The sequence below is a fragment of the Kitasatospora sp. NPDC059408 genome, assembly GCF_042751525.1.
Classification (GTDB): Bacteria; Actinomycetota; Actinomycetes; order Streptomycetales; family Streptomycetaceae; genus Kitasatospora.
Window position 1 is genome coordinate 1 of the sequence record NZ_JBHYWI010000021.1, and the last position, 17,736, is coordinate 17,736.

The 17,736-nt window shown below is 73.5% G+C and carries 13 protein-coding genes and 2 pseudogenes; 7 read left to right on the top strand and 8 right to left on the bottom strand.

Translation table 11 applies throughout. From position 1 onward, the window contains the following. Positions 1–368 (bottom strand): annotated as a pseudogene (locus ACFXDE_RS16205) (sugar ABC transporter permease); the annotation flags it as partial. Between the two features lie 44 nt (positions 369–412). Next, complete coding sequence (locus ACFXDE_RS16210; RefSeq protein WP_380494654.1) at positions 413–1,672, bottom strand: extracellular solute-binding protein; 1,260 nt, start codon at positions 1,670–1,672, stop codon at positions 413–415. A 317-nt stretch (positions 1,673–1,989) separates the two neighbouring features. Here ACFXDE_RS16210 and ACFXDE_RS16215 point away from each other — a divergent pair, with 317 nt between their 5' ends. From ACFXDE_RS16215 to ACFXDE_RS16240, 6 genes are all read left to right on the top strand, one after another. After that, positions 1,990–3,981 (top strand): ricin-type beta-trefoil lectin domain protein, encoded by a 1,992-nt coding sequence (locus tag ACFXDE_RS16215; protein ID WP_380494656.1) that lies wholly within the window; start codon positions 1,990–1,992, stop codon positions 3,979–3,981. 205 nt (positions 3,982–4,186) lie between these two features. Continuing rightward, positions 4,187–5,101 carry an SIS domain-containing protein gene (locus ACFXDE_RS16220; protein ID WP_380494658.1) on the top strand — a complete coding sequence of 305 codons (915 nt, stop codon included), beginning with the start codon at positions 4,187–4,189 and terminating at the stop codon, positions 5,099–5,101. Next, a complete protein-coding gene (locus ACFXDE_RS16225; protein WP_380494661.1) occupies positions 5,098–6,027 on the top strand; it encodes an ROK family protein in 930 nt (309 codons plus the stop codon). The genes ACFXDE_RS16220 and ACFXDE_RS16225 overlap by 4 nt, the downstream gene beginning before the upstream one ends. Beyond that, a complete protein-coding gene (locus ACFXDE_RS16230; protein WP_380494663.1) occupies positions 6,024–7,028 on the top strand; it encodes a 1-phosphofructokinase family hexose kinase in 1,005 nt (334 codons plus the stop codon). The genes ACFXDE_RS16225 and ACFXDE_RS16230 overlap by 4 nt, the downstream gene beginning before the upstream one ends. After that, a complete protein-coding gene (locus ACFXDE_RS16235) occupies positions 7,019–7,879 on the top strand; it encodes a ketose-bisphosphate aldolase (RefSeq protein WP_380494666.1) in 861 nt (286 codons plus the stop codon). Before ACFXDE_RS16230 ends, ACFXDE_RS16235 begins: the two co-directional genes overlap by 10 nt. A 232-nt stretch (positions 7,880–8,111) precedes the next feature. Then, positions 8,112–9,371 carry a family 1 glycosylhydrolase gene (locus ACFXDE_RS16240; protein WP_380494668.1) on the top strand — a complete coding sequence of 420 codons (1,260 nt, stop codon included), beginning with the start codon at positions 8,112–8,114 and terminating at the stop codon, positions 9,369–9,371. Positions 9,372–9,423: 52 nt separating this feature from the next. Here ACFXDE_RS16240 and ACFXDE_RS16245 read toward each other — a convergent pair whose 3' ends face one another. The 3 genes from ACFXDE_RS16245 to ACFXDE_RS16255 all read right to left on the bottom strand — a co-directional run bounded on the left by ACFXDE_RS16245 (position 9,424) and on the right by ACFXDE_RS16255 (position 13,206). Next, the gene (locus ACFXDE_RS16245; RefSeq protein ID WP_380494670.1) at positions 9,424–11,532 is read right to left on the bottom strand and encodes a SpoIIE family protein phosphatase; all 2,109 of its coding nucleotides are present in this window, start codon (positions 11,530–11,532) and stop codon (positions 9,424–9,426) included. 113 nt (positions 11,533–11,645) lie between these two features. Further along, on the bottom strand, positions 11,646–12,254 hold the full coding sequence (locus ACFXDE_RS16250; protein ID WP_380494672.1) for a TetR family transcriptional regulator: 609 nt from the start codon (positions 12,252–12,254) through the stop codon (positions 11,646–11,648). A 154-nt stretch (positions 12,255–12,408) separates the two neighbouring features. After that, positions 12,409–13,206, bottom strand: a complete 798-nt coding sequence (locus ACFXDE_RS16255) for an AraC family transcriptional regulator (protein ID WP_380494675.1) — start codon at positions 13,204–13,206, stop codon at positions 12,409–12,411. Between the two features lie 73 nt (positions 13,207–13,279). Between ACFXDE_RS16255 and ACFXDE_RS16260 the strand changes: the two genes are divergently transcribed. Next, positions 13,280–14,497, top strand: coding sequence for an MFS transporter (locus ACFXDE_RS16260; RefSeq protein ID WP_380494677.1), 1,218 nt, complete (start codon positions 13,280–13,282; stop codon positions 14,495–14,497). Between the two features lie 66 nt (positions 14,498–14,563). Here ACFXDE_RS16260 and ACFXDE_RS16265 read toward each other — a convergent pair whose 3' ends face one another. The 3 genes and pseudogenes from ACFXDE_RS16265 to ACFXDE_RS16275 all read right to left on the bottom strand — a co-directional run bounded on the left by ACFXDE_RS16265 (position 14,564) and on the right by ACFXDE_RS16275 (position 17,722). Next, positions 14,564–15,496 carry a hypothetical protein gene (locus ACFXDE_RS16265; RefSeq protein ID WP_380494679.1) on the bottom strand — a complete coding sequence of 311 codons (933 nt, stop codon included), beginning with the start codon at positions 15,494–15,496 and terminating at the stop codon, positions 14,564–14,566. 382 nt (positions 15,497–15,878) lie between these two features. Next, entirely contained in the window at positions 15,879–16,835 is a 957-nt protein-coding gene (locus tag ACFXDE_RS16270) for an L-tyrosine/L-tryptophan isonitrile synthase family protein (protein ID WP_380494681.1), read from the bottom strand. Between the two features lie 114 nt (positions 16,836–16,949). After that, a pseudogene (locus ACFXDE_RS16275) lies at positions 16,950–17,722 on the bottom strand (cytochrome P450). Positions 17,723–17,736: the final 14 nt, after the last annotated feature.

Genomic DNA, 17,736 nt, shown 5'->3' on the forward strand with positions numbered 1-17,736 from the left:
GTGATCCGTCGGCCGGGGAATTCCTGGTTGAAGAGCTGGGCGAGGGCGAGGGAGAGGAGCATGGTCAGGCCGACGACGGCGACCGTCCAGAGCACTGTCCAGCCGAGCACGTCGGGCAGGCGCGGGTCGGCGAACAGTTTGCGGTACTTGGCCAGGCCGGCCGCGCCGTGGTCGGTGCCGGTGGTGTCGATGCGCCGCAGCGAGGTGCGGACCATCTCCACCACCGGCCACACGACCACGGCGAGGATCAGCAGGACGGCGGGCGCGATCCACGGCAGCGGACCGAGGCGGTCCAGGAGGCGCAGGGGCCGGTGGGCCCGGCGGGCCGTGCGGCCCGCCGGGACGGCGGTGGTGGCGGGGCGGGACACGGGGGATTCCTGTCTGTGGCTCGGCCGACGACTCACTGACCGGCTCACTGACCGGCCTGCTGGGCGGCCTGCTGCAACGCGCCGAGCGTCTTCTTCGGGTCGCTGACGGCGGTGCCGATCTGGGTCTTGACCTGGGCGGAGACCGCGGGCCAGGTCGGGTCGCTCAGCGGGTAGAAGCTCGCGGTGGGCAGGGCCTGTAGGAACGGCAGCAGGTCCTTCTCGTCCGGGTCGCCCTGCAGGGCCGCCGACGCGGACCGGGTGACCGGCAGCAGGTTGTACTCCTTGGCGAACTTCACCACGTTGTCCTTGCCGTAGGCGAAGTCGAGGAACGCCTTGACCTGGTCCTTGTGGCCGCGCTTCTTGAAGGCCATCATCCAGTCGCCGACGCCGAGGGTGGCCTTGGTGGCGCCGTCCTTGCTCGGCATCGCCGTCCAGCCGACGTCCATGCCCTTCAGGTCCGCGAGCTGTCCCGGGAAGCCGTTGAGCATGCCGACCTTGCCGGAGGCGAAGTCCTTGGTGAGGTCGGTGCGGTTGACGGCCGCCGGGCTCTGCTCGGTCAGGCCCGCGTCGACCCAGGACTTCAGCTGCGCGAAGGTGTCGAGGTTGGCGGGCGAGTCGATGGCGTAGTGCCCGTCCTGCCCTTGGTAGCCGCCGTGGTTCTCCAGCATCCAGATGAACGACTCGCCCTGCGCCTCCTCCTTGCCGAGCGGCACGCCCAGCGGGATCTCGACGCCCGCCTTCTTGAGCGCGGTGGCGGCGGCGGTGACGTCCGCCCACGTCCTCGGGGGCTTGGCCGGGTCGAGGCCGGCCTTGCGGAAGAGCGCGTTGTTGACCAGGAACAGCCGCGTGCTGGCGACGAACGGGATGCCGTACTGGGTGCCGTCCTGCTCGCCCGCCCGGGCCATCGCGGGGACGAAGTCGATCGCGGTGTTCCCGGAGAGCACCTCCTGGGCGGGGTAGAGCAGGCCGTCCTTGGCGAAGTCCGCGTAGCCGCCGGTCTGCAGGAGGTCCGGCTGGTTGCCGTTCTGCACCATCGTCTTGACCTGGGCGTCCAGGTCGTTCCAGTTGATCACCTGCAGGTCGACCTGGATCTTCGGGTTCTGCTGCTCGAACGCCGAGATCACGCCCTGCCAGTACGCCTGGCTGGGGTTCTGTCCGTTGGAGCCGTAGTCCGCCGCGACGAACTTGATCGTCGTGGTGCCGTCGGCCGAGGGCCCGGAGCCGTCGGAGCCGGAGCCGCAGGCCGACAGCGTGAGCGCGGCGGCCAGACAGACGGCGGGGAGGACGAGGACGCGCGGGTTCATGGGGGACCGCCTTTGCGGGGAGGAGGGGGTCGCGAGCCGGCCATGCGCCGCCATGCTCATTGATGAGCGAAGCAGGCTGATATGCGCACGCTTGAACATTCTCGCGAGGAGAGTGTGCAACGCCGACACCCCCGCAGGCCAGTCGGCGTTACCGAAGTGTTGCCGGAAGATTCGGTCGGCAGGACTCCGCGCAGATGCCTTGACTCATGCGCACCGCAGCCTCGAAGCTGTCGCGCACACGCTCGAAAATGCCCACTCGACGTGGATTTAGAGCAACTTTGCTCATTCGACTCCAACCCGCCGTGGAAGGATTCCCCATGACCAGACGCCCCCTCCGGGCCGCGTCCGTCCTGCTGTGCACGACGCTGATCGTCACCGGCTCCGCCCTCACCGTGACCCCGGCCGCCGCCGACGACGGCGTGACCGCCCCGGTCGCCAACTACTCGGCCGCGGCCACCCCGCAAGGGCCGATCGCCGCCACCCCGCCGATGGGCTTCAACAACTGGGCCCGCGCCACCTGCACTCCCCAGGCGCCGCTCGACGGCTCGCCGCGGCTCGGCTACTCCTTCCAGCAGTACATGGAGGACAACGCCAAGGGCCTGTCCGACGCCGGCCTGATCGCCGCCGGGTACAAGACCGTCACGGTCGACGACTGCTGGATGTACCGCAACGGCTCCGGCTACCTGCACGGCGCGGCCAACTGGGGCTCGCGCACGGACGTTCGCGACACCACCCGGCAGCCCGGCTTCGACGACGAGCTGACCGCCTACGGCGACTACCTGCACGGCCTGGGAGCCAGGTTCGGCATCTACGAGACCTCCGGCACCCACACCTGCTCGACCGTCGCACCGACCTCGCCCAACCTGCCCAACGGCAGCGAGCACTACGAGCAGAACGACGCCGGCTCCTTCGTCTCCTGGGGAGTCGACACGCTCAAGTACGACAACTGCGGGCAGCAGGAGCCGATGCGGACGCTCGACAGCCGCATGGCGGGCGACCTCGCCGGCGCCGTCACCGCCGCCAACAACGCCGGCACCCCCACGCCGAACGTCACGTTCAACATCTCGGCCCCCGCCGCCTACGGCAACGGACCCACCAAGTCCGACGCCATGACCTGGGTGCGCGGCCTCGGCCAGCTCTGGCGGGTCGGCCCGGACATCTTCAACGACTACGACAACGGCGCCACCGACCCGTGGAACCAGCCGCTCGGCGTGCAGTCCTCGTACAACTTCGGCGCCTACCAGAGCTTCGACAACTCCCTGGAGCTCAGCCGCTACCAGGGACCCGGCGACTGGAACGACGCCGACATGCTGCTCATCGGCGACAACGGCATGACCACGGCCGAGGAGCGCAGCCAGATGTCGCTGTTCTCCGCGCTCGCCGCGCCGCTCGTCATCTCCACCGACGCCCGCAAGTTCTCCCCCTCGTACATCGCCGCGCACCCGGCGGAGGCGGCGCACCTCAACGCGTCGGTCGGCATCCTGGGCAACTCCGAGGTCATCGCCGTCGACCAGGACCCGCTGGGCGCCGGCGGCCAGCGGGTGGTCGGCGGCGGTGCCAACGCGGACGGCACCCCCGCCGCGAGCAGCGGCATCGACGTCGTGGTGAAGCCGCTCGCCGACGGCAGCCGCGCCGTGGTGGTGCTCAACAAGGGTGCTTCCGCCGCGAATTACACCCTCGACCTGCACGCGATCGGCTTCGACGCCACCGGCGGCTACACCGTCCGGGACCTGTGGGCGCACACCACCGCGACGTCGGCGGGCACCGTCGGCCTCACCGTGGCCCCGCACGACAGCGCCATGCTGAGGATCACCCCGCCGAGCGGCGGCGGCGCCACACCGCGCGGCCAGATCACCGCCTCCCGCGACAGCTGGGGCAAGTCCTCGCTCTGCCTGGACAACTACCAGTCCCGGACCGCCGACACCGCCGTCGACGTGTACCCGTGCTCCGGCACGTCCAACCAGCAGTGGCAGCGCGACACCGACGGCTCCGTCCGGCTGCTCCAGGCCGGCGGCGGCGACCTGTGCCTCACCGCGCAGAGTTCGACCGGTGCCGGGGTGGTCAACGGGCAGCAGGGCCAGTGGGTCGGCGTCGCCCCCTGCGGCTCCGCCCCGGGCTACCAGAGCTGGACGTACGACCGCGACGGGAACCTGAAGCTCGCCGGCACGAACCTGTGCCTGGACGTCTACCGCGGCACCACCACCACGGCGGGAACCCCGGTCGACGTCTACACCTGCGGCGCCGCACCCGGCGCGATCCAGACCAACCAGACCTGGGCCGCGCCCTTCGACACCCCGCCCGGCGCCTGACGTCGGGCTGAGCGGCCCGGGGCGGGTGGCGCGGCCTCGACATCGGCACCCCGTCCACCCCCGTGTCCATCCGCCCCGGGCCGCTTCCTCTGTTGCAATGTTCTGCGCACTGTTGCGCACTTCTGCTCATTCTCACTATCTTCAGAGCATCACCGCGCAGGCGTCGCCGCTCCGCCGCGCCTCTTCCCCTATGCAGGAGCCCTCCATGACCCACGTCTCCGACGAGATAGCCAGCCAGCCGAGCACCTGGCGCCGCGCCCTGGACCTCACCCCCGGCGGGCTGCCCGAGCCCGGCGAACGGGTCGCCGTCCTCGGCTGCGGCACCTCGCTGTACATCGCGCAGGCCTACGCCGCACTGCGCGAAGCCGCCGGACAGGGCGAGACCGACGCCTTCGCCGCCTCCGAGTTCCCGGCCGGCCGCCGCTACGACCGGGTGCTCGCCATCAGCCGCTCCGGCACCACGACCGAGGTGCTCGCCGCCCTGCGGCAGGCCGCCGGCACCGGCACGCCCACGGTCGCGATCACCGGCGACACCGCGACCGCGATCAGCGCGGCCGCCGGCACCGTGATCGACCTGGGCTTCGCCGACGAGAAGTCCGTCGTGCAGACCCGGTTCGCCACCACGGCCCTCGTCCTGCTGCGCGCCCACCTCGGCCTCGTCCCCAGCGACCTGCCCGAACAGGCCGAGCGCGCCCTCCTCACCCCGCTGCCCCAAGGGGCCGTGGCGGCGCGCCAGTTCACCTTCCTCGGCGCCGGCTGGACGGTCGGCCTGGCCAACGAGGCGGCGCTCAAGCTGCGCGAGGCCTCCGGGTCGTGGACGGAGTCCTACCCGGCGATGGAGTACCGGCACGGCCCGGTCAGTGTCACCGAACCCGGCAGCGTGGTGTGGTTCTTCGGCCCGCCGCCGGCCGGGCTGCTCGACGAGGTCCGGGCCATCGGCGCGCTCGCCTCCGTCTCCGACCTCGACCCGCTGGCCGACCTGATCCGCGCCCAGCGCCTCGCCGTCGAGCTGGCGCACGGCCGCGGCCTCGACCCCGACCAGCCGCGCAACCTCACCCGCTCCGTCGTCCTGACCGCCCCGGCCGGGCCGGGTGCCTCCGGGCCGGAGGGCACGGCATGACGGTCATCGCCCTCGACGTCGGCGGCACCCAGATCAAGGCCGGCGCCATGGCCGACGACGGCACCCTCGTCCACACCGAACGCCGTCCCACCCTCGCCGAACGCGGCCCGGACGCCGTCGTCGACAACGTCCTCGGGTTCGCCGCCGACCTCGCCCGCACGTTCGCGCCGTCCGCCGTCGGCATCGCGGTCCCGGGCATCGTCGACGAGACGACCGGCACGGCGGTGTTCGCGGGCAACCTCGGCTGGCAGCACGTCCCCGTCCGGAGCTGGCTCACGGAGGAACTCGGCCTCCCGGTGGCCTTCGGGCACGACGTCCGCGCCGGCGGGCTCGCCGAGGCCAGGCTCGGCGCCGGCCGGGGCTGCCGCTCCTTCCTGTTCGTCCCGGTCGGCACCGGCGTCGCCGCCGCCGTCATGCTCGACGGCCGGGCCCTGGCCGGCCGGCACAGCGGCGCCGGCGAACTCGGCCACCTGCGCGTGCGGCCCGACGGGGAGCCCTGTCCCTGCGGCGGCCGCGGCTGCCTGGAGACCGTCGCCTCGGCCGCCGCCATCGCCCGCCGCTACGGCCGGGCCACCGGGGAGACCGGCCTCGGCGCCAAGGAGGTCCAGCAACGGGCCGCCGACGGTGACGACGTCGCGGCCGGGATCTGGCAGGACGCCGTCGAGGCGCTCGCCGACGGCCTCGCCGCCGCCGTCACCCTGCTCGACCCCGAACGGATCGTCATCGGCGGTGGTCTGGCCCAGGCCGGAGCCTCGTACTTCGACCCGCTGCGCAGCGCGCTCGCCGACCGGCTGACCTTCCAGGGCATGCCGCGGATCGTCCCCGCGCGGCTCGGCCACCAGGCCGGGTGCCTGGGCGCCGCCCTGCTCGCCCGGGACCTCCCGGGCGTCCGGGTGCCGGCCCCGCTCCGGAGGGCCGACCGGTGATCCTGACCGTCACGCTCAACACCGCCCTCGACCTCACCTACCGCCTCGACCGGCTGCGGCCCCAGGCCGACAACCGGGTCCGCGAGGCGGCCGCCCGCGCCGGCGGCAAGGGCGTCAACGTCTCCCGCGTCCTGCACGCCCTCGGCCACGAGACGGTCGTCACCGGCCTGGCCGGCGGACCGGGCGGCGACGCCGTCCGCGCCGATCTCGCGGCGGCCGGGCTCACCGACGCACTCGTCCCGATCGCGGGCGAGACCCGCCGCACCGTCGCGGTCGTCGAGGACCACCTCGGCGACTCCACCATCCTGCTGGAGCCGGGCCCGGTGGTCACCGGCGCCGAGTGGAGCGCCTTCCTCGGCCGGTACGACCGCCTGCTCCCCCGCGCCCGTGCGGTCGTCCTCTCCGGCAGTCTCCCCGGCGGCCTGCCCGACGACGCCTACGCCGTGCTGATCCGCCTCGCCCACGGCCACGGCGTGCCCGCCGTCCTCGACGCGAGCGGCGACGCCCTGCACGCCGGCGTCGAGGCCGCACCCGCGATCGTCAAACCCAACGCCGCCGAACTCCGGGCCGCCAGCGGTACCGCCGACCCGCGCGCCGGTGCCGCGGCGCTACGGGCCGCCGGCGCCCGGGCGGTGGTGGCCTCGCTCGGCCCCGACGGCCTGATCGCCGTGACCCCACAAGGGAGTTGGCGGGCCAGGCCGCCGCGCGCACTCGCCGGCAACCCCACCGGTGCGGGCGACGCGGCCGTGGCCGCGCTGGCGCTCGGGCTGGTCTCGCACACGCCGTGGCCGCTGCGGCTGACCCGCGCGGTGGCCCTGTCCGCGGCCGCCGTCGCCGCGCCGCTGGCCGGGGACTTCGATCCCGCCGTCCACCGCCGCCTGCTGCAGGAGGTGACCGCCGAGCCGCTCACCGAAGCGGCAACTGCCGATCCTCCAGCGGCTGTTCAACCAGATTCCGCTCAAGCACCCACCACTCGCGAAGGAGAGTCCCGATGCCACTGACGGGTACCGGAGAGATCGTCACCGCCGCCGGCACCGGTCGCGGTGTCGGGGCGTTCAACGTCATCCAGCTCGAACACGCCCAGGCCATCGTCGCCGGCGCGGAGGCCGCCGGGTCGCCGGTGGTACTGCAGATCAGCGAGAACGCCGTCCGCTACCACGGCGGCCTGGCCCCGGTCGGCCGGGCCGTGCTGGCCGTCGCCGCGGCGGCCGCCGTGCCGACGGCGATCCACCTCGACCACGCGACCTCCGCCGAACTCGTCCGAGAGGCGGTCGAGTTGGGCTTCTCGTCGGTCATGTTCGACGCCTCCGCCCTGGACTACGCAAACAACGTGCGGGCCACCGCCGAGGTGGTCGCCCACTGCCACGCGGCGGGCGTCTGGGTCGAGGCGGAGCTCGGCGAGGTCGGCGGCAAGGACGGCGTGCACGCCCCCGGCGCGCGGACCGACCCCGCCGAGGCCGCCGCGTTCGTCACCGCGACCGGTGTGGACGCCCTGGCCGTCGCGGTCGGGACCTCGCACGCCATGCTCACCCGCGACGCGGCAGTGGACTTCGAGCTGATCTCCGCACTCCGGGAGGCCGTGCCCGTCCCCCTGGTCCTGCACGGTTCCTCCGGCGTGGCCGACGAGCACCTCGCCACCGCCGTGCGGCACGGCATGACCAAGATCAATATCGCCACCCACCTCAACCAGGTGTTCACCGCCGCCGTCCGCGAGGTGCTCGCCGCCGACGAGCGGCTGGTCGACACCCGGCGCTTCCTCGGAGCCGGCCGCTCCGCGATGGCCGAGGAGGTCACCCGCCTGCTGGGGGTCCTGAACGCGGCACCCCGGGGCCTGTCCGTGAGTTCGCTCTGAGGAGGTCCAGCCGAGCGAGGAGATCCACCCGAGCCCGCTCCGACCGTGACACGGCCCGGAGCGCGCTCCCCGGCCGGGCGATCGAAAACATTGCCTCGCTAGGTTTTTAGTTTTACCGTGGCAGGGACGCAGCGGCGCCCCCACCCGCTCGCCCCGCCGCCGACGCACCGTGTACGACTCCAGCCCGCCGCGCCGGCCGACGGACCCCTGCCCCCGTGAAGGACGTCCCGCCATGTTCGCCTGCGGCTCCGGTCTGCCCCTCCCGTCCGACTTCCTCTTCGGCGCCTCCACCTCGGCCCACCCGACCGAAGGCGGCAACACCGCCAGCGACTGGTGGCACCTGGAACACGGCGATGCCGCCCCGGTCCCCGAACCCAGCGGCGACGCCGCCGACAGCTACCACCGCTGGCCCGCCGACCTCGACCTGCTCGCCGAACTCGGCTTCACCGACTACCGGTTCGGCATCGAGTGGGCGCGCATCGAACCCGCCCCCGGCCACATCTCCCGCGCGGCCGTCGCCCACTACCGGCGCATCGTCGACGGAGCCCTCGACCGCGGCCTGCGCCCCATGGTCACGCTGCACCACTTCACCCTGCCGCGCTGGTTCGCCGACCGCGGCGGCTGGCGGGCCCCGGACGCCGTCGACCGCTTCGCCCGGTACGCCGCGGCCACCGCGCCGATCATCGGGGACGACGTCCGGCACGTCTGCACCCTGAGCGAACCGAACCTGGTCGCCGCGCTTCCGACCGCCGCCGCCGTTCCCTCCCCCCGCCCGCCGCTCCCCGATCAGGCGCCGACCGATCCGGCACTGACCGATCCGGCACTGGCCGATCCGGCGCTCACCGAGGTCCTTGTCCGGGCCCACGCGGCCGCGACAGCCGCCGTCAAGGAGGCCTCGCCCGCCGTCCGCACCGGGTGGTCCGTCGCCAGCCGGGCGTGCCAGGCCGTCCCCGGCGCCGAGGAGGCCATGGCCGCCTACCGCCACACCCGCGAGGACGTCTTCCTGGAGGCCGCCCGCGGCGACGACTGGATCGGCGTGCAGGCCGGCACCCGCACCCGGATCGGCCGCCAGGGCCCGCTTCCCGTGCCCGAAGGCGCCGAGGTCACCCTCGGGGGCTCGGAGTACTACCCCGCCGCACTGGGCGAGGCGCTGCGCCACACGGCGTCCGTGGTCGGCGACGTGCCCATCATCGTCACCGGGAACGGCATCGCCACCAACGACGACGGCCGCCGCATCACCTACACCCGCCGAGCCCTGGAAGACCTGGCCCTGGCCCTCTCCGACGGCCTCGACATCCGCGGCTACCTGCATGGGAGCGCCCTCGACGGCTACGAGTGGGGCTCCTACCGGCCGACGTCCGGCCTGATCGCCGTCGACCCGCACACCTTCCTGCGCGTCCCGAAGCCCTCCGCCCGCTGGCTCGGCCGGATCGCCCGCACCGGCATCCTGCCCTGGCCCGCCGGGTCCACGAGCGAGCGCTCCGCCGGGTGAACGGCCGGCCGCGCCGACGGACGAACGGCCGGCCGGCCGCGACGGGCCGGGGTCAGCCGGCCGCGCCCGCGATCGGCTGTTCGGCCCAGATCGTCTTGCCGCGCCGGCCGTAGCGGCAGCCCCAGCGGGTGCTGAGCTGGGCGATCAGGAACAGCCCCCGGCCGCCCTCGTCGGTGTTGCGGGCCCTGCGCAGCCTGGGCTGGGTGTTGCTCGGGTCGGTGACCTCGCAGAGCAGCACCCGGTCGCGGATCAGGCGCAGCCCGATCGGGGCGCCGCCGTACCGGACGGCGTTGGTGACCAGCTCGCTGACGATGAGTTCGGTGGTGAAGGCCAGGTCCTCCAGCCCCCAGGCCGCGAGTCGCCGGGCGACGGCCTCACGGGCGTCGCCGACCGCCGCCGGATCCGCCGGGAACTCCCAGTGCGCGGTGGCCCCCTCCGGGACGGCCCGGGTGCGGGCCAGCAGCAGCGCGATGTCGTCGCGGCGCGGGTGGGTGCCGAGTTCCGCGAGCAGGGCGTGCCCGGTCTCGGTGAGGCTCCGCCCCGGTCCGCAGAGTCCGGGGAGGAGGTCCGCCAGCCGCCGCAGTCCGGCGTCGGCGTCGTGGTCGTCGCCTTCGAGCAGGCCGTCCGTGCACAGGACGAGGACGCTCCCGGGCGCCAGGTCGATCGTGGTGGCCTCGTAGGGCGCGCCGCCCACCGCCAGCGGCGGGCCGGGAGCGACCGCCACCACGTGCGCGGTGCCGTCGGGGCGCACCACGACGGGCGGCGGGTGCCCCGCGCTGACGAACGTGCACCGGCAGGCGACCGGGTCGTAGACGGCGTACAGGCAGGTGGCGCCGACGGCGTCCTGGGTCCCGGGCGGCGCCTCCTCGGCGAGGCGCTGGACCAGGTCCTCGACGTGGGTGAAGAGGTCCTCGGGGTCCAGTTCCAGGTCGGCGAGGGTGCGGATCGCGGTGCGCAGCCGGCCCATGGTGGCGGCGGCGTGCAGGCCGTGGCCGATCACGTCGCCGACGACCAGGGCGACGCGGAGCGACGGCAGCGGGATCACGTCGTACCAGTCGCCGCCGATCTCGGCCCCGCCGCCGGCCGGGCGGTAGATCCCGGTGGTCTCGGTCGCCGCGGTGTCGGTGGTCTCCGGCGGGAGCAGCCGCCGCTGGAGCGCGACGGCCGCGCGGTGCTCGCGGGTGTAGCGGCGGGCGTTGTCGATGGCGAGCGCACCCCGTGAGGCGATCTCCCGCAGCACGCCGGCCTCCCGTGCGGTGAACGCCTCGGGGTTGTCCACCCGCCAGACGGACAGGCTGCCGAGCATCAGGCCGCGGGCGAGCAGCGGGGCCACGACCGTCGAGCTCCCGCCCTCGGGGAGGAGTAGTCCGGTCAGCCGCTCGTCGCCGCCGAGCAGGGCGGCGGCCTCGTCCCGGCCGAGGATCACCGCCCCGTCGCGGCGCACCCTGGTGACGACGTCGCGGTCGACGTACGGGAGGGCGGGGATCGCGTCGCCCAGCTGGACGTGCCCGGCCGGCCAGGTCCCGTCGGCCGAGGCGACGGCGACCTTGCGCATGTGGGGGTCGCCGCCGCCGATCCAGCGCGGTGGCTCGTCGCCGGCCAGTACGGCGTCGGCCAGGTCGACCGAGGCGAGCTGGCCGAGGGCGGGGACGACGACGTCGGCCAGTTCCTGCGCGGTGCGCTCCACGTCGAGCGATCCTCCGACGCGCAGGGCGGCCTGGTGGAGCACGTCGAGGTGCCGGAGGGTCCGCTGCTGTTCGACGGCGGCGTCGGCCCCCGTGGCGGCCGTGCGTGCGCCGGCTTCCGCGCGTTGGGCGCCCGGCCGCGCGCGGTGTGCCAGGACGAGGACGTCGGACGAGCCCTCCAGGGGCATCGTCCGGAAGGCGACGTCGACCGTGTGGCCGGAACGGTGCCGCAGGAGCGCCCGGCCGGCCGTCGGGACCGCGGCGGACTCGACGGACGCGGTACGGGACGGCATTTCCGGATCACGCGCGAGCAGGTCCCGGACGGGATGGCCGCAGACCTCGTCGGCCTCGCGCCCCACCAGTTCCGCCGCTGCCGCGGACCACCGCGTCACGGTGCCCCGGTCGTCGAGGACCGCGGCGGCGAGGGCGTCGAAGGGGAAGGACCGGTCGTCGGCGGAACCGCTGGGAACATCCATCTCGCTCCTCGTCGGTGGAAACACCCGTCCCAGGAGGACCATCCCATTATCGGCGCCCGGGCCCGGACCGGCCGTACGACGGCGGCGTCCCGCCGCCCGCCCGCCGCCCGCTGTCAGGCGTCGGGCTCGCCCGCTCCCAGCGAGTCGAGCAGGACGTCGCGCAGCCGGGCGATGTCGGCGGCCATGTCGATCGACGGATCCAGCAGCCACTGGATCTGGAGCCCGTCGGTCGCCGCCAGGAGGATCCGGGCCGCCCAGTCCGCGTCCGCCGTACCGGAAAGACTGGGTGGCGCGGTGGCCGGACGGCCCGCGCCGAGGGCGCGGACGATGCGCTCGTTGAGCACGCGGTAGCGCTCGGTGAAGAACTCGTGGGCGGGGTGCTCCGGTTCGGCGGCGGCCGCCGCCAGGTCGACGAACAGCTTGACCAGTCCGGGCGTCCGCGCCGCGTCCGCCACCATGTCGGCCCGCCAGAGCGCGTCCTCGTGCCCGAACTCCTCGGCCGCGGCGGCGTCGCGGGCTTCGAGCACGGCGGTGAGGAGGGCCTCCCGGCCGCCGAAGTGGTGCAGGACGCCCGCGTCCGTCAGGCCGACCCGCTCGGCGATGTCCCTGACCGACACCCCCCGGCTGCCGGCCTCGGCGTAGGCGGCCAGCGCGGCGTCGAGGATCATCTTCCGCTTGGCGGCGGTCTTGGCGTAGGGGCCGCGGGGTTTGCGCGTACTCACCGCAGCACTCTAGCCCCGGCCTGCGACGAAAACCTCGTGCTACTGACTTTTCACGCTTGTCGTGGCGCCAGGGCACGGGCCGTGGTCACGGCCGTGGTCGCCCTTGGCGCACTCCCGTGCGTCGCAAGTGCCGGACATCGGGGGCCTCGCCGCCTCACTCGCGAACACCCGATTCGCCCGCGCCACGGTAGAACGCACTCGGAGCCCGGCCGACGGCGCGGCGGAACATCGCGGTGAACGCACTCGGTGTCGCGTAGCCGAGCTCGGCGGAAACGCTCGTGACCGGAGCATCCCGCGCCAGCAGGGTCAGGGCGTGGACGAGCTTCGCCTGACGGACCCAGTGGGCGAGGGTCATTCCCGTCGCGGCGGAGAACCGGCGATGCAGGCTCCGCGTGCTGAGGTGGGCGCAGGCCGCCGCCGATTCGGCCGTCCAGCGGGCGCCCGGGCTCTCCCGGATCGCGGAGCACAGGCGGACGAGGGCGGGGTCGGCCGGGGCGGGGAGGTGCAGGGCCGGGACGGGTTCCGGTTCGAGTTCGAGCAGCAGCAGGTCCATCAGCTTGCCTTCGCGCCCGTCGAGCTCGTAGTCGATCGGCAGCCGGGTCGCCTCTTCGACGAGCTCGCGCAGGAGGGGGGACACCGAGACGACCAGCGGGCCGGTGAGCAGGCTCGGCGCCGCCGACGGCTCGACGTAGAGGGTCCGCATGCGCACGGCACCCGTGCAGGTCATCGCGTGGGTCACGCCGGCCGGGACCCAGACCGCACGCGTCGCGGGAACCACCCAGATCCCTTGGTCGGTGGTGACGGTGACGGCCCCGCTGGTGCCGTAGATCAGCTGTGCCCGGCGGTGGCTGTGCGGGGGGATGTGGTGCCCGTCCGGGAGGTCGCGGGCCATGGCCGCCACGGGCCTGGGGACGAGCTGGTAGTCGTCGCGGTCCTCGCTCTTGCCGTGCATTGGCACACTCTCGACAGTAGACGGCACATCGGCGACAGCTTGCCATGTCCTGCCCTCCCTAGCGTGTCCTCACGTGATCGAATCCGACAATCGACAGCACCGTGGCAAGCGTCCCGCTCAGCGGCGGCTGACCGCCTTGCTGGCCACCACCAGCGCGGTGACGGGCGCGAACGTCTACCTCTGCCAGCCCCTGCTGGGGGACGCGGCCGGATCGCTGCACGTCTCCGCCGGGGCGCTCGGCGCACTGCCCACCGTCACACAGGCGGGGTTCGCCGCGGGGATCGCGCTGATCGTCCCGGCCGGTGACGGTGTCGACCGGCGCCGGCTGATACTCGGTCTGTGCGCGGCCTCCTCGCTCGTTCTCGCCGCCTGTGCCGTCGCACCTACGGCCTTCTGGCTGGTGGCCTGCGGCCTGGTCCTCGGCGTGCTGTCCCCGGTCCCCCAACTCGTGGCGCCGGTGGCCGTCGCGCTGGCCGGCGGGGACCGGATCGGCCGGACGCTGGGAGTCGTCCAGGGCGGACTGCTCGTCGGAGTGCTGGCCTCCCGCGCCTATTCGGGCGTCCTCGCCTCGGCAGCCGGATGGCGCGCGGTCTTCTGGTGTTCGTGCGGGGCGACCGCGCTGCTGTCACTCGCCCTCCGGCGGGCCCTGCCCGCTCTGCCGCCCGCCGGACCCGTGGCCTACCGGAGCGCGCTGTCGTCCGTTCCGAAGGTGTTCGCCGCCGACCCGCTCATCCGCCGGGTCACGCTCTCAGGCGCGCTGGTCGGGATCTCCTTCGGCGCGTTCTGGACTCCGCTGACCTTCCTCCTGGAGGAGCGCTACCGCTACGGGTCCGCCGCGGTGGGCCTGTTCGGTCTGGTGGCCGCCGCGAGCGCCCTGGTGTCCCCCCTCGCCGGGCGTCTGGCCGACCGTCTGGGCCCGCGTCGCGCCCAGACGGTCGTGATCGGGACGGTCCTGGCCGGTTGGGCCGTCCTCCTGCCCGGCGGGACGAACCTCGGCCGGCTGATCGCCGGCTTGACGCTGCTCGACATCGGGACGTGGAGCAACCAAGTGGGCTGCCAGCGGATCCTGTTCGCACTGCGGCCCGCCATGCGCAGCCGGCTGAACGCGTGCTACTTCACCCTCCGGTTCCTCGGCATCGCCGTCGGCTCCTTCGCCGGCACCCTGGCATGGCGGTACGGCGGGTGGGGCGCGGTGGCCGCCGTCGGCGCCACCGCCTGCGCTTCGGCCCTGCTGCTGACCGCCGGCCGACCGCCCCGACCCCTCACGAACCACAGCCCAGCAGCTTCATGATCGAGGCCCTCGTGTCCTCCGTGCGAGCCCGGCCCGCACCGGGCCCACCACCCGCAGGCACCGTGGTCAGTGCTGTGGATGACCGGGGTTCAGGAGCGGTTCCACGTAGTTCGGCGTCACGCCGGGGTCGGTGTGGACGATGTCGGTATAGCGTCCACTCTCCTTCCCCCACTGATGGTGACCGCTCATCCAGTCCTCGTAGACGCCCAGGACGCGGCGGATGCGGTCCTGATGATCGACGGGGAGGCGGGAGGCTTCCAGGATGTGTTCCATCTGGCGGCGCCCCTGGACGTACCAGGCCGTGCGCGCGTCGGTCATGTCCCGCGCCCGGGCGGCGGCCTCGGGCAGGCTGCAGCCCACGCCGGCCTGGATCACCAGCACCACGTTGTGCACGTCGCGGCGGGCGAGCTCCTTGGGCAGCGAACGCAGATCGTTCTGCCAGCAGATGATGTCGCACGCCGCCAGCTCCAGGTCCTGGAACTCGCGCGAGTGGTAGAGGTCGGGTGGCACCTCGTGGTGGACGAGGGCTTCGGCGAGGTCGTAGACGATGTGCATCGCCCCGGAGTCACGGCGGTGGACCAGGTACTCGAAGATGGTCGGGACCTCGTGCCGGGCCCGGCGCTCGGCCTCCCCCTGGTAGGAGTCGAGGAAGTCACGGGTGTGCTTGTACAGGCGCTCCGTCCACGCCGCCGACATGCCGACGCAGGTCCGCTCCAACAGGTCCGCCAGGGCACGCGCGACAGGCGGCAGACGCCCGGGCTCGGCGACGTTTCCGCCGAGGACGTCGTCGAAGGGACGCATCGCCTCACGCCACCGACTCGGGAAACGACCGAGAGGGCCTTCGTCTCCCTGGTCGTCGATCATGAACATCCAGGTCTTCCAGTCGGCACCGAGCAGGAGCTCTTCCACACCGACCCGGGCGTAGACGTAGGCCGCGAGCCGCCCCGACCGAAGCCGGTCGAACCGCGCCGACGCCGCCTCCGAGGAGAGCAGTCCCATCCGCCTGGCCCACGCAAGGGTCGAAGCCTGTGCCTGATCGGCGTGCGGATGCACTCTCAGGGGGAACGGGACCGTCAGTTCCGGCACGGCGAAGTCGCCCGGGCCCGCTGACGCCATGAGATCACCTCGTCTCCCATCGGTGGGGAGGACCTCGTAGCCGGGGCGACCGTCAGTCATCTCCCGCATGGGCGGGCCTGTCCCCCACCCGGCCATGCCGGACTTCTACCCGGACGACGAGATCTCTACTGCACGATGTGGGGAACCGGGTGCCGGTGCGCCGGTCACAGGAGGAAGACGGCCACGCCCTCCGCCGCGCTCGTCCGCGCGCAGGATCGCCGAACCGCCCCCTCGCTCCCCATCGGGGCGAGGGGGCGGTCGTGTCTCAGTCGGAAAGCGGGCGGGACTCCTCGAAGTGGCTCGGCCTGCCGTCGCGCAGCACCAGGGTGCCGTGCTGCTCGGCGTCGGCGCGGCGCATCAACTGCCAGGTGCCGTCGGCGCGGTGCAGGACGGTGGAGTGCCAGGGGGTCGTCCAGGCGTCGGGGGCGTCGAGCAGGCGGATGCCGAACTTGGCGGCGCCGCGCGGCTGGGGGTGGATGGACAGGCGGACGGTGCGGGGGTGGTGCTCGGCGATGAGGTCCCCCCACGCGCGGCTGCGCTGGATGACGCCGTAGGCGCGCTGCCGGCACTCGCGCTGGAGGGCGGACCTGGTGCCGGTGAAGTCCACTGTGTCCTCGGTGAGGAAGCGGGTGATGCCCCGGTAGAGCGCGAGGGTGTGCTCGTCGCGCCGCACTTCGGCGCGCAGTTCCTCGACGGTGGGCGCGTACGCGGCGTGCACCCGGGCGCGCTTCTCGTCGTGCGGCAGGTCGCCGAGCACGTCGCGCAGGTCGACGACGGACAGCCGGGTCAGGCCCTCGCGGCGGATCAGGGCGGCGAGTTCGTCGGAGTAGGCGTCGATGTGCGGGTCCGGCACCCGGATCAGGTCGCCGAAGATGTGCCCGTCGGAGCAGATCTCCATCCGGGCGCCCGGCTCGTACACCTCGCCGACCGCCCGGCAGAGGTCGTCGAGGAAGGTGAGCGAGAGGCGTTCGCCCTCGTCGGGGAGGTGGCCGAGGACCTTCGCGGGGCTGGGCGACTTGCAGGGGAAACCCGGCAGGGTGAAGACGATCCGCTCCCCCGCCTCGACGAACTCGGCCAACTGCCGCAACTGTTCGGGGAAGTCGTCGACGGCGGCCGGGGTCGCGGTGTCGGTGGCGCGTCGATGTGGCAGCAGCAGTTCCAGGACGGCGGCGCAGGCCTGCCGAACGGGTCTGGACGTGCTCGTGATGGACTCGGTGGGCATTGCGGCTCCTCCATGAGGGCATGGCGGGATGACGGCCCGGCGCCGCTTGTCTCGGCAGGAGGCGGTGCCGGGCCGCCCTGGTCGGGCGGGATGGGTCAGGCGGGATGGGTCAGGTCAGGTGCGCTTGTCGTAGGCGACCGGGAGGTGGTTGACCCCACGGGCGAGCACGGCCGGGATCCAGGTGAGGTCGTCGAGGGAACCGGCGGGCCGCAGGCCGGGCAGGCGGGCGAGCAACGTGCCGATGGCCACCTGGAGTTCGGCGCGGGCGAGGGCGGCCCCGGGGCAGAAGTGGATGCCGTGGCCGAAGGCCAGGTGTGCGTTCGGGGTGCGTTCCAGGTCGAGCACGTCGGCGTCCGGGAACTGCGCCCCGTCCCGGTTGGCCGCGCACAGCGAGACGATGACGGAGTCGCCGGCCGGGACGCGGGTGCCGTGCAGGTCGCTGTCCTCGGCGAAGAAGCGCCAGGTGGTGAGCTCGAACGCACTGTCGTGGCGCAGGAGTTCCTCGATCGCCCGGGGCATCAGGGCGGGGTCGTCACGCAGCCGGTCCAGCTGGTCGGGGTGGCGCAGCAGGGTGATCAGCATGGTGGTGATCTGGTTGGTGACGGGCTCCTGATCGAGGCGAGGGCGCGCCAGTTGTCGTTGCCGAGGTCGTGGTTCTTGCCGAGGCGGGGGTCGTTGAGCGCCTGGTGGGCGGCGTCGTAGCCGGTGACCAGCCAGGCGGCGATGCCGGAGGGGAAGCGGACCCGGTGGACGGGCCCGGCGTCGCGCATCCGGCGGTAGAGGTCGTAGGGGTCGGTCTTGTAGGCGGAGCCGTGCAGCGGGATCGGTTCGCCGGCGGCGGCGCCGGTGACGGGGCAGCGGCCCTCGGGGCGGTCGGGGGTGGTCATGCCGGGTTCCTTCG

Bases quoted from the DNA above. Each gene is read 5' to 3' on its own strand.
- ACFXDE_RS16220 (WP_380494658.1), top strand. From the start codon at position 4,187: ATGACCCACGTCTCCGACGAGATAGCCAGCCAGCCGAGCACCTGGCGC.
- ACFXDE_RS16245 (WP_380494670.1), bottom strand. From the start codon at position 11,532: ATGGATGTTCCCAGCGGTTCCGCCGACGACCGGTCCTTCCCCTTCGAC.
- ACFXDE_RS16215 (WP_380494656.1), top strand. From the start codon at position 1,990: ATGACCAGACGCCCCCTCCGGGCCGCGTCCGTCCTGCTGTGCACGACG.
- ACFXDE_RS16240 (WP_380494668.1), top strand. From the start codon at position 8,112: ATGTTCGCCTGCGGCTCCGGTCTGCCCCTCCCGTCCGACTTCCTCTTC.
- ACFXDE_RS16210 (WP_380494654.1), bottom strand. From the start codon at position 1,672: ATGAACCCGCGCGTCCTCGTCCTCCCCGCCGTCTGTCTGGCCGCCGCG.
- ACFXDE_RS16225 (WP_380494661.1), top strand. From the start codon at position 5,098: ATGACGGTCATCGCCCTCGACGTCGGCGGCACCCAGATCAAGGCCGGC.
- ACFXDE_RS16270 (WP_380494681.1), bottom strand. From the start codon at position 16,835: ATGCCCACCGAGTCCATCACGAGCACGTCCAGACCCGTTCGGCAGGCC.
- ACFXDE_RS16235 (WP_380494666.1), top strand. From the start codon at position 7,019: ATGCCACTGACGGGTACCGGAGAGATCGTCACCGCCGCCGGCACCGGT.
- ACFXDE_RS16265 (WP_380494679.1), bottom strand. From the start codon at position 15,496: ATGGGACTGCTCTCCTCGGAGGCGGCGTCGGCGCGGTTCGACCGGCTT.
- ACFXDE_RS16255 (WP_380494675.1), bottom strand. From the start codon at position 13,206: ATGCACGGCAAGAGCGAGGACCGCGACGACTACCAGCTCGTCCCCAGG.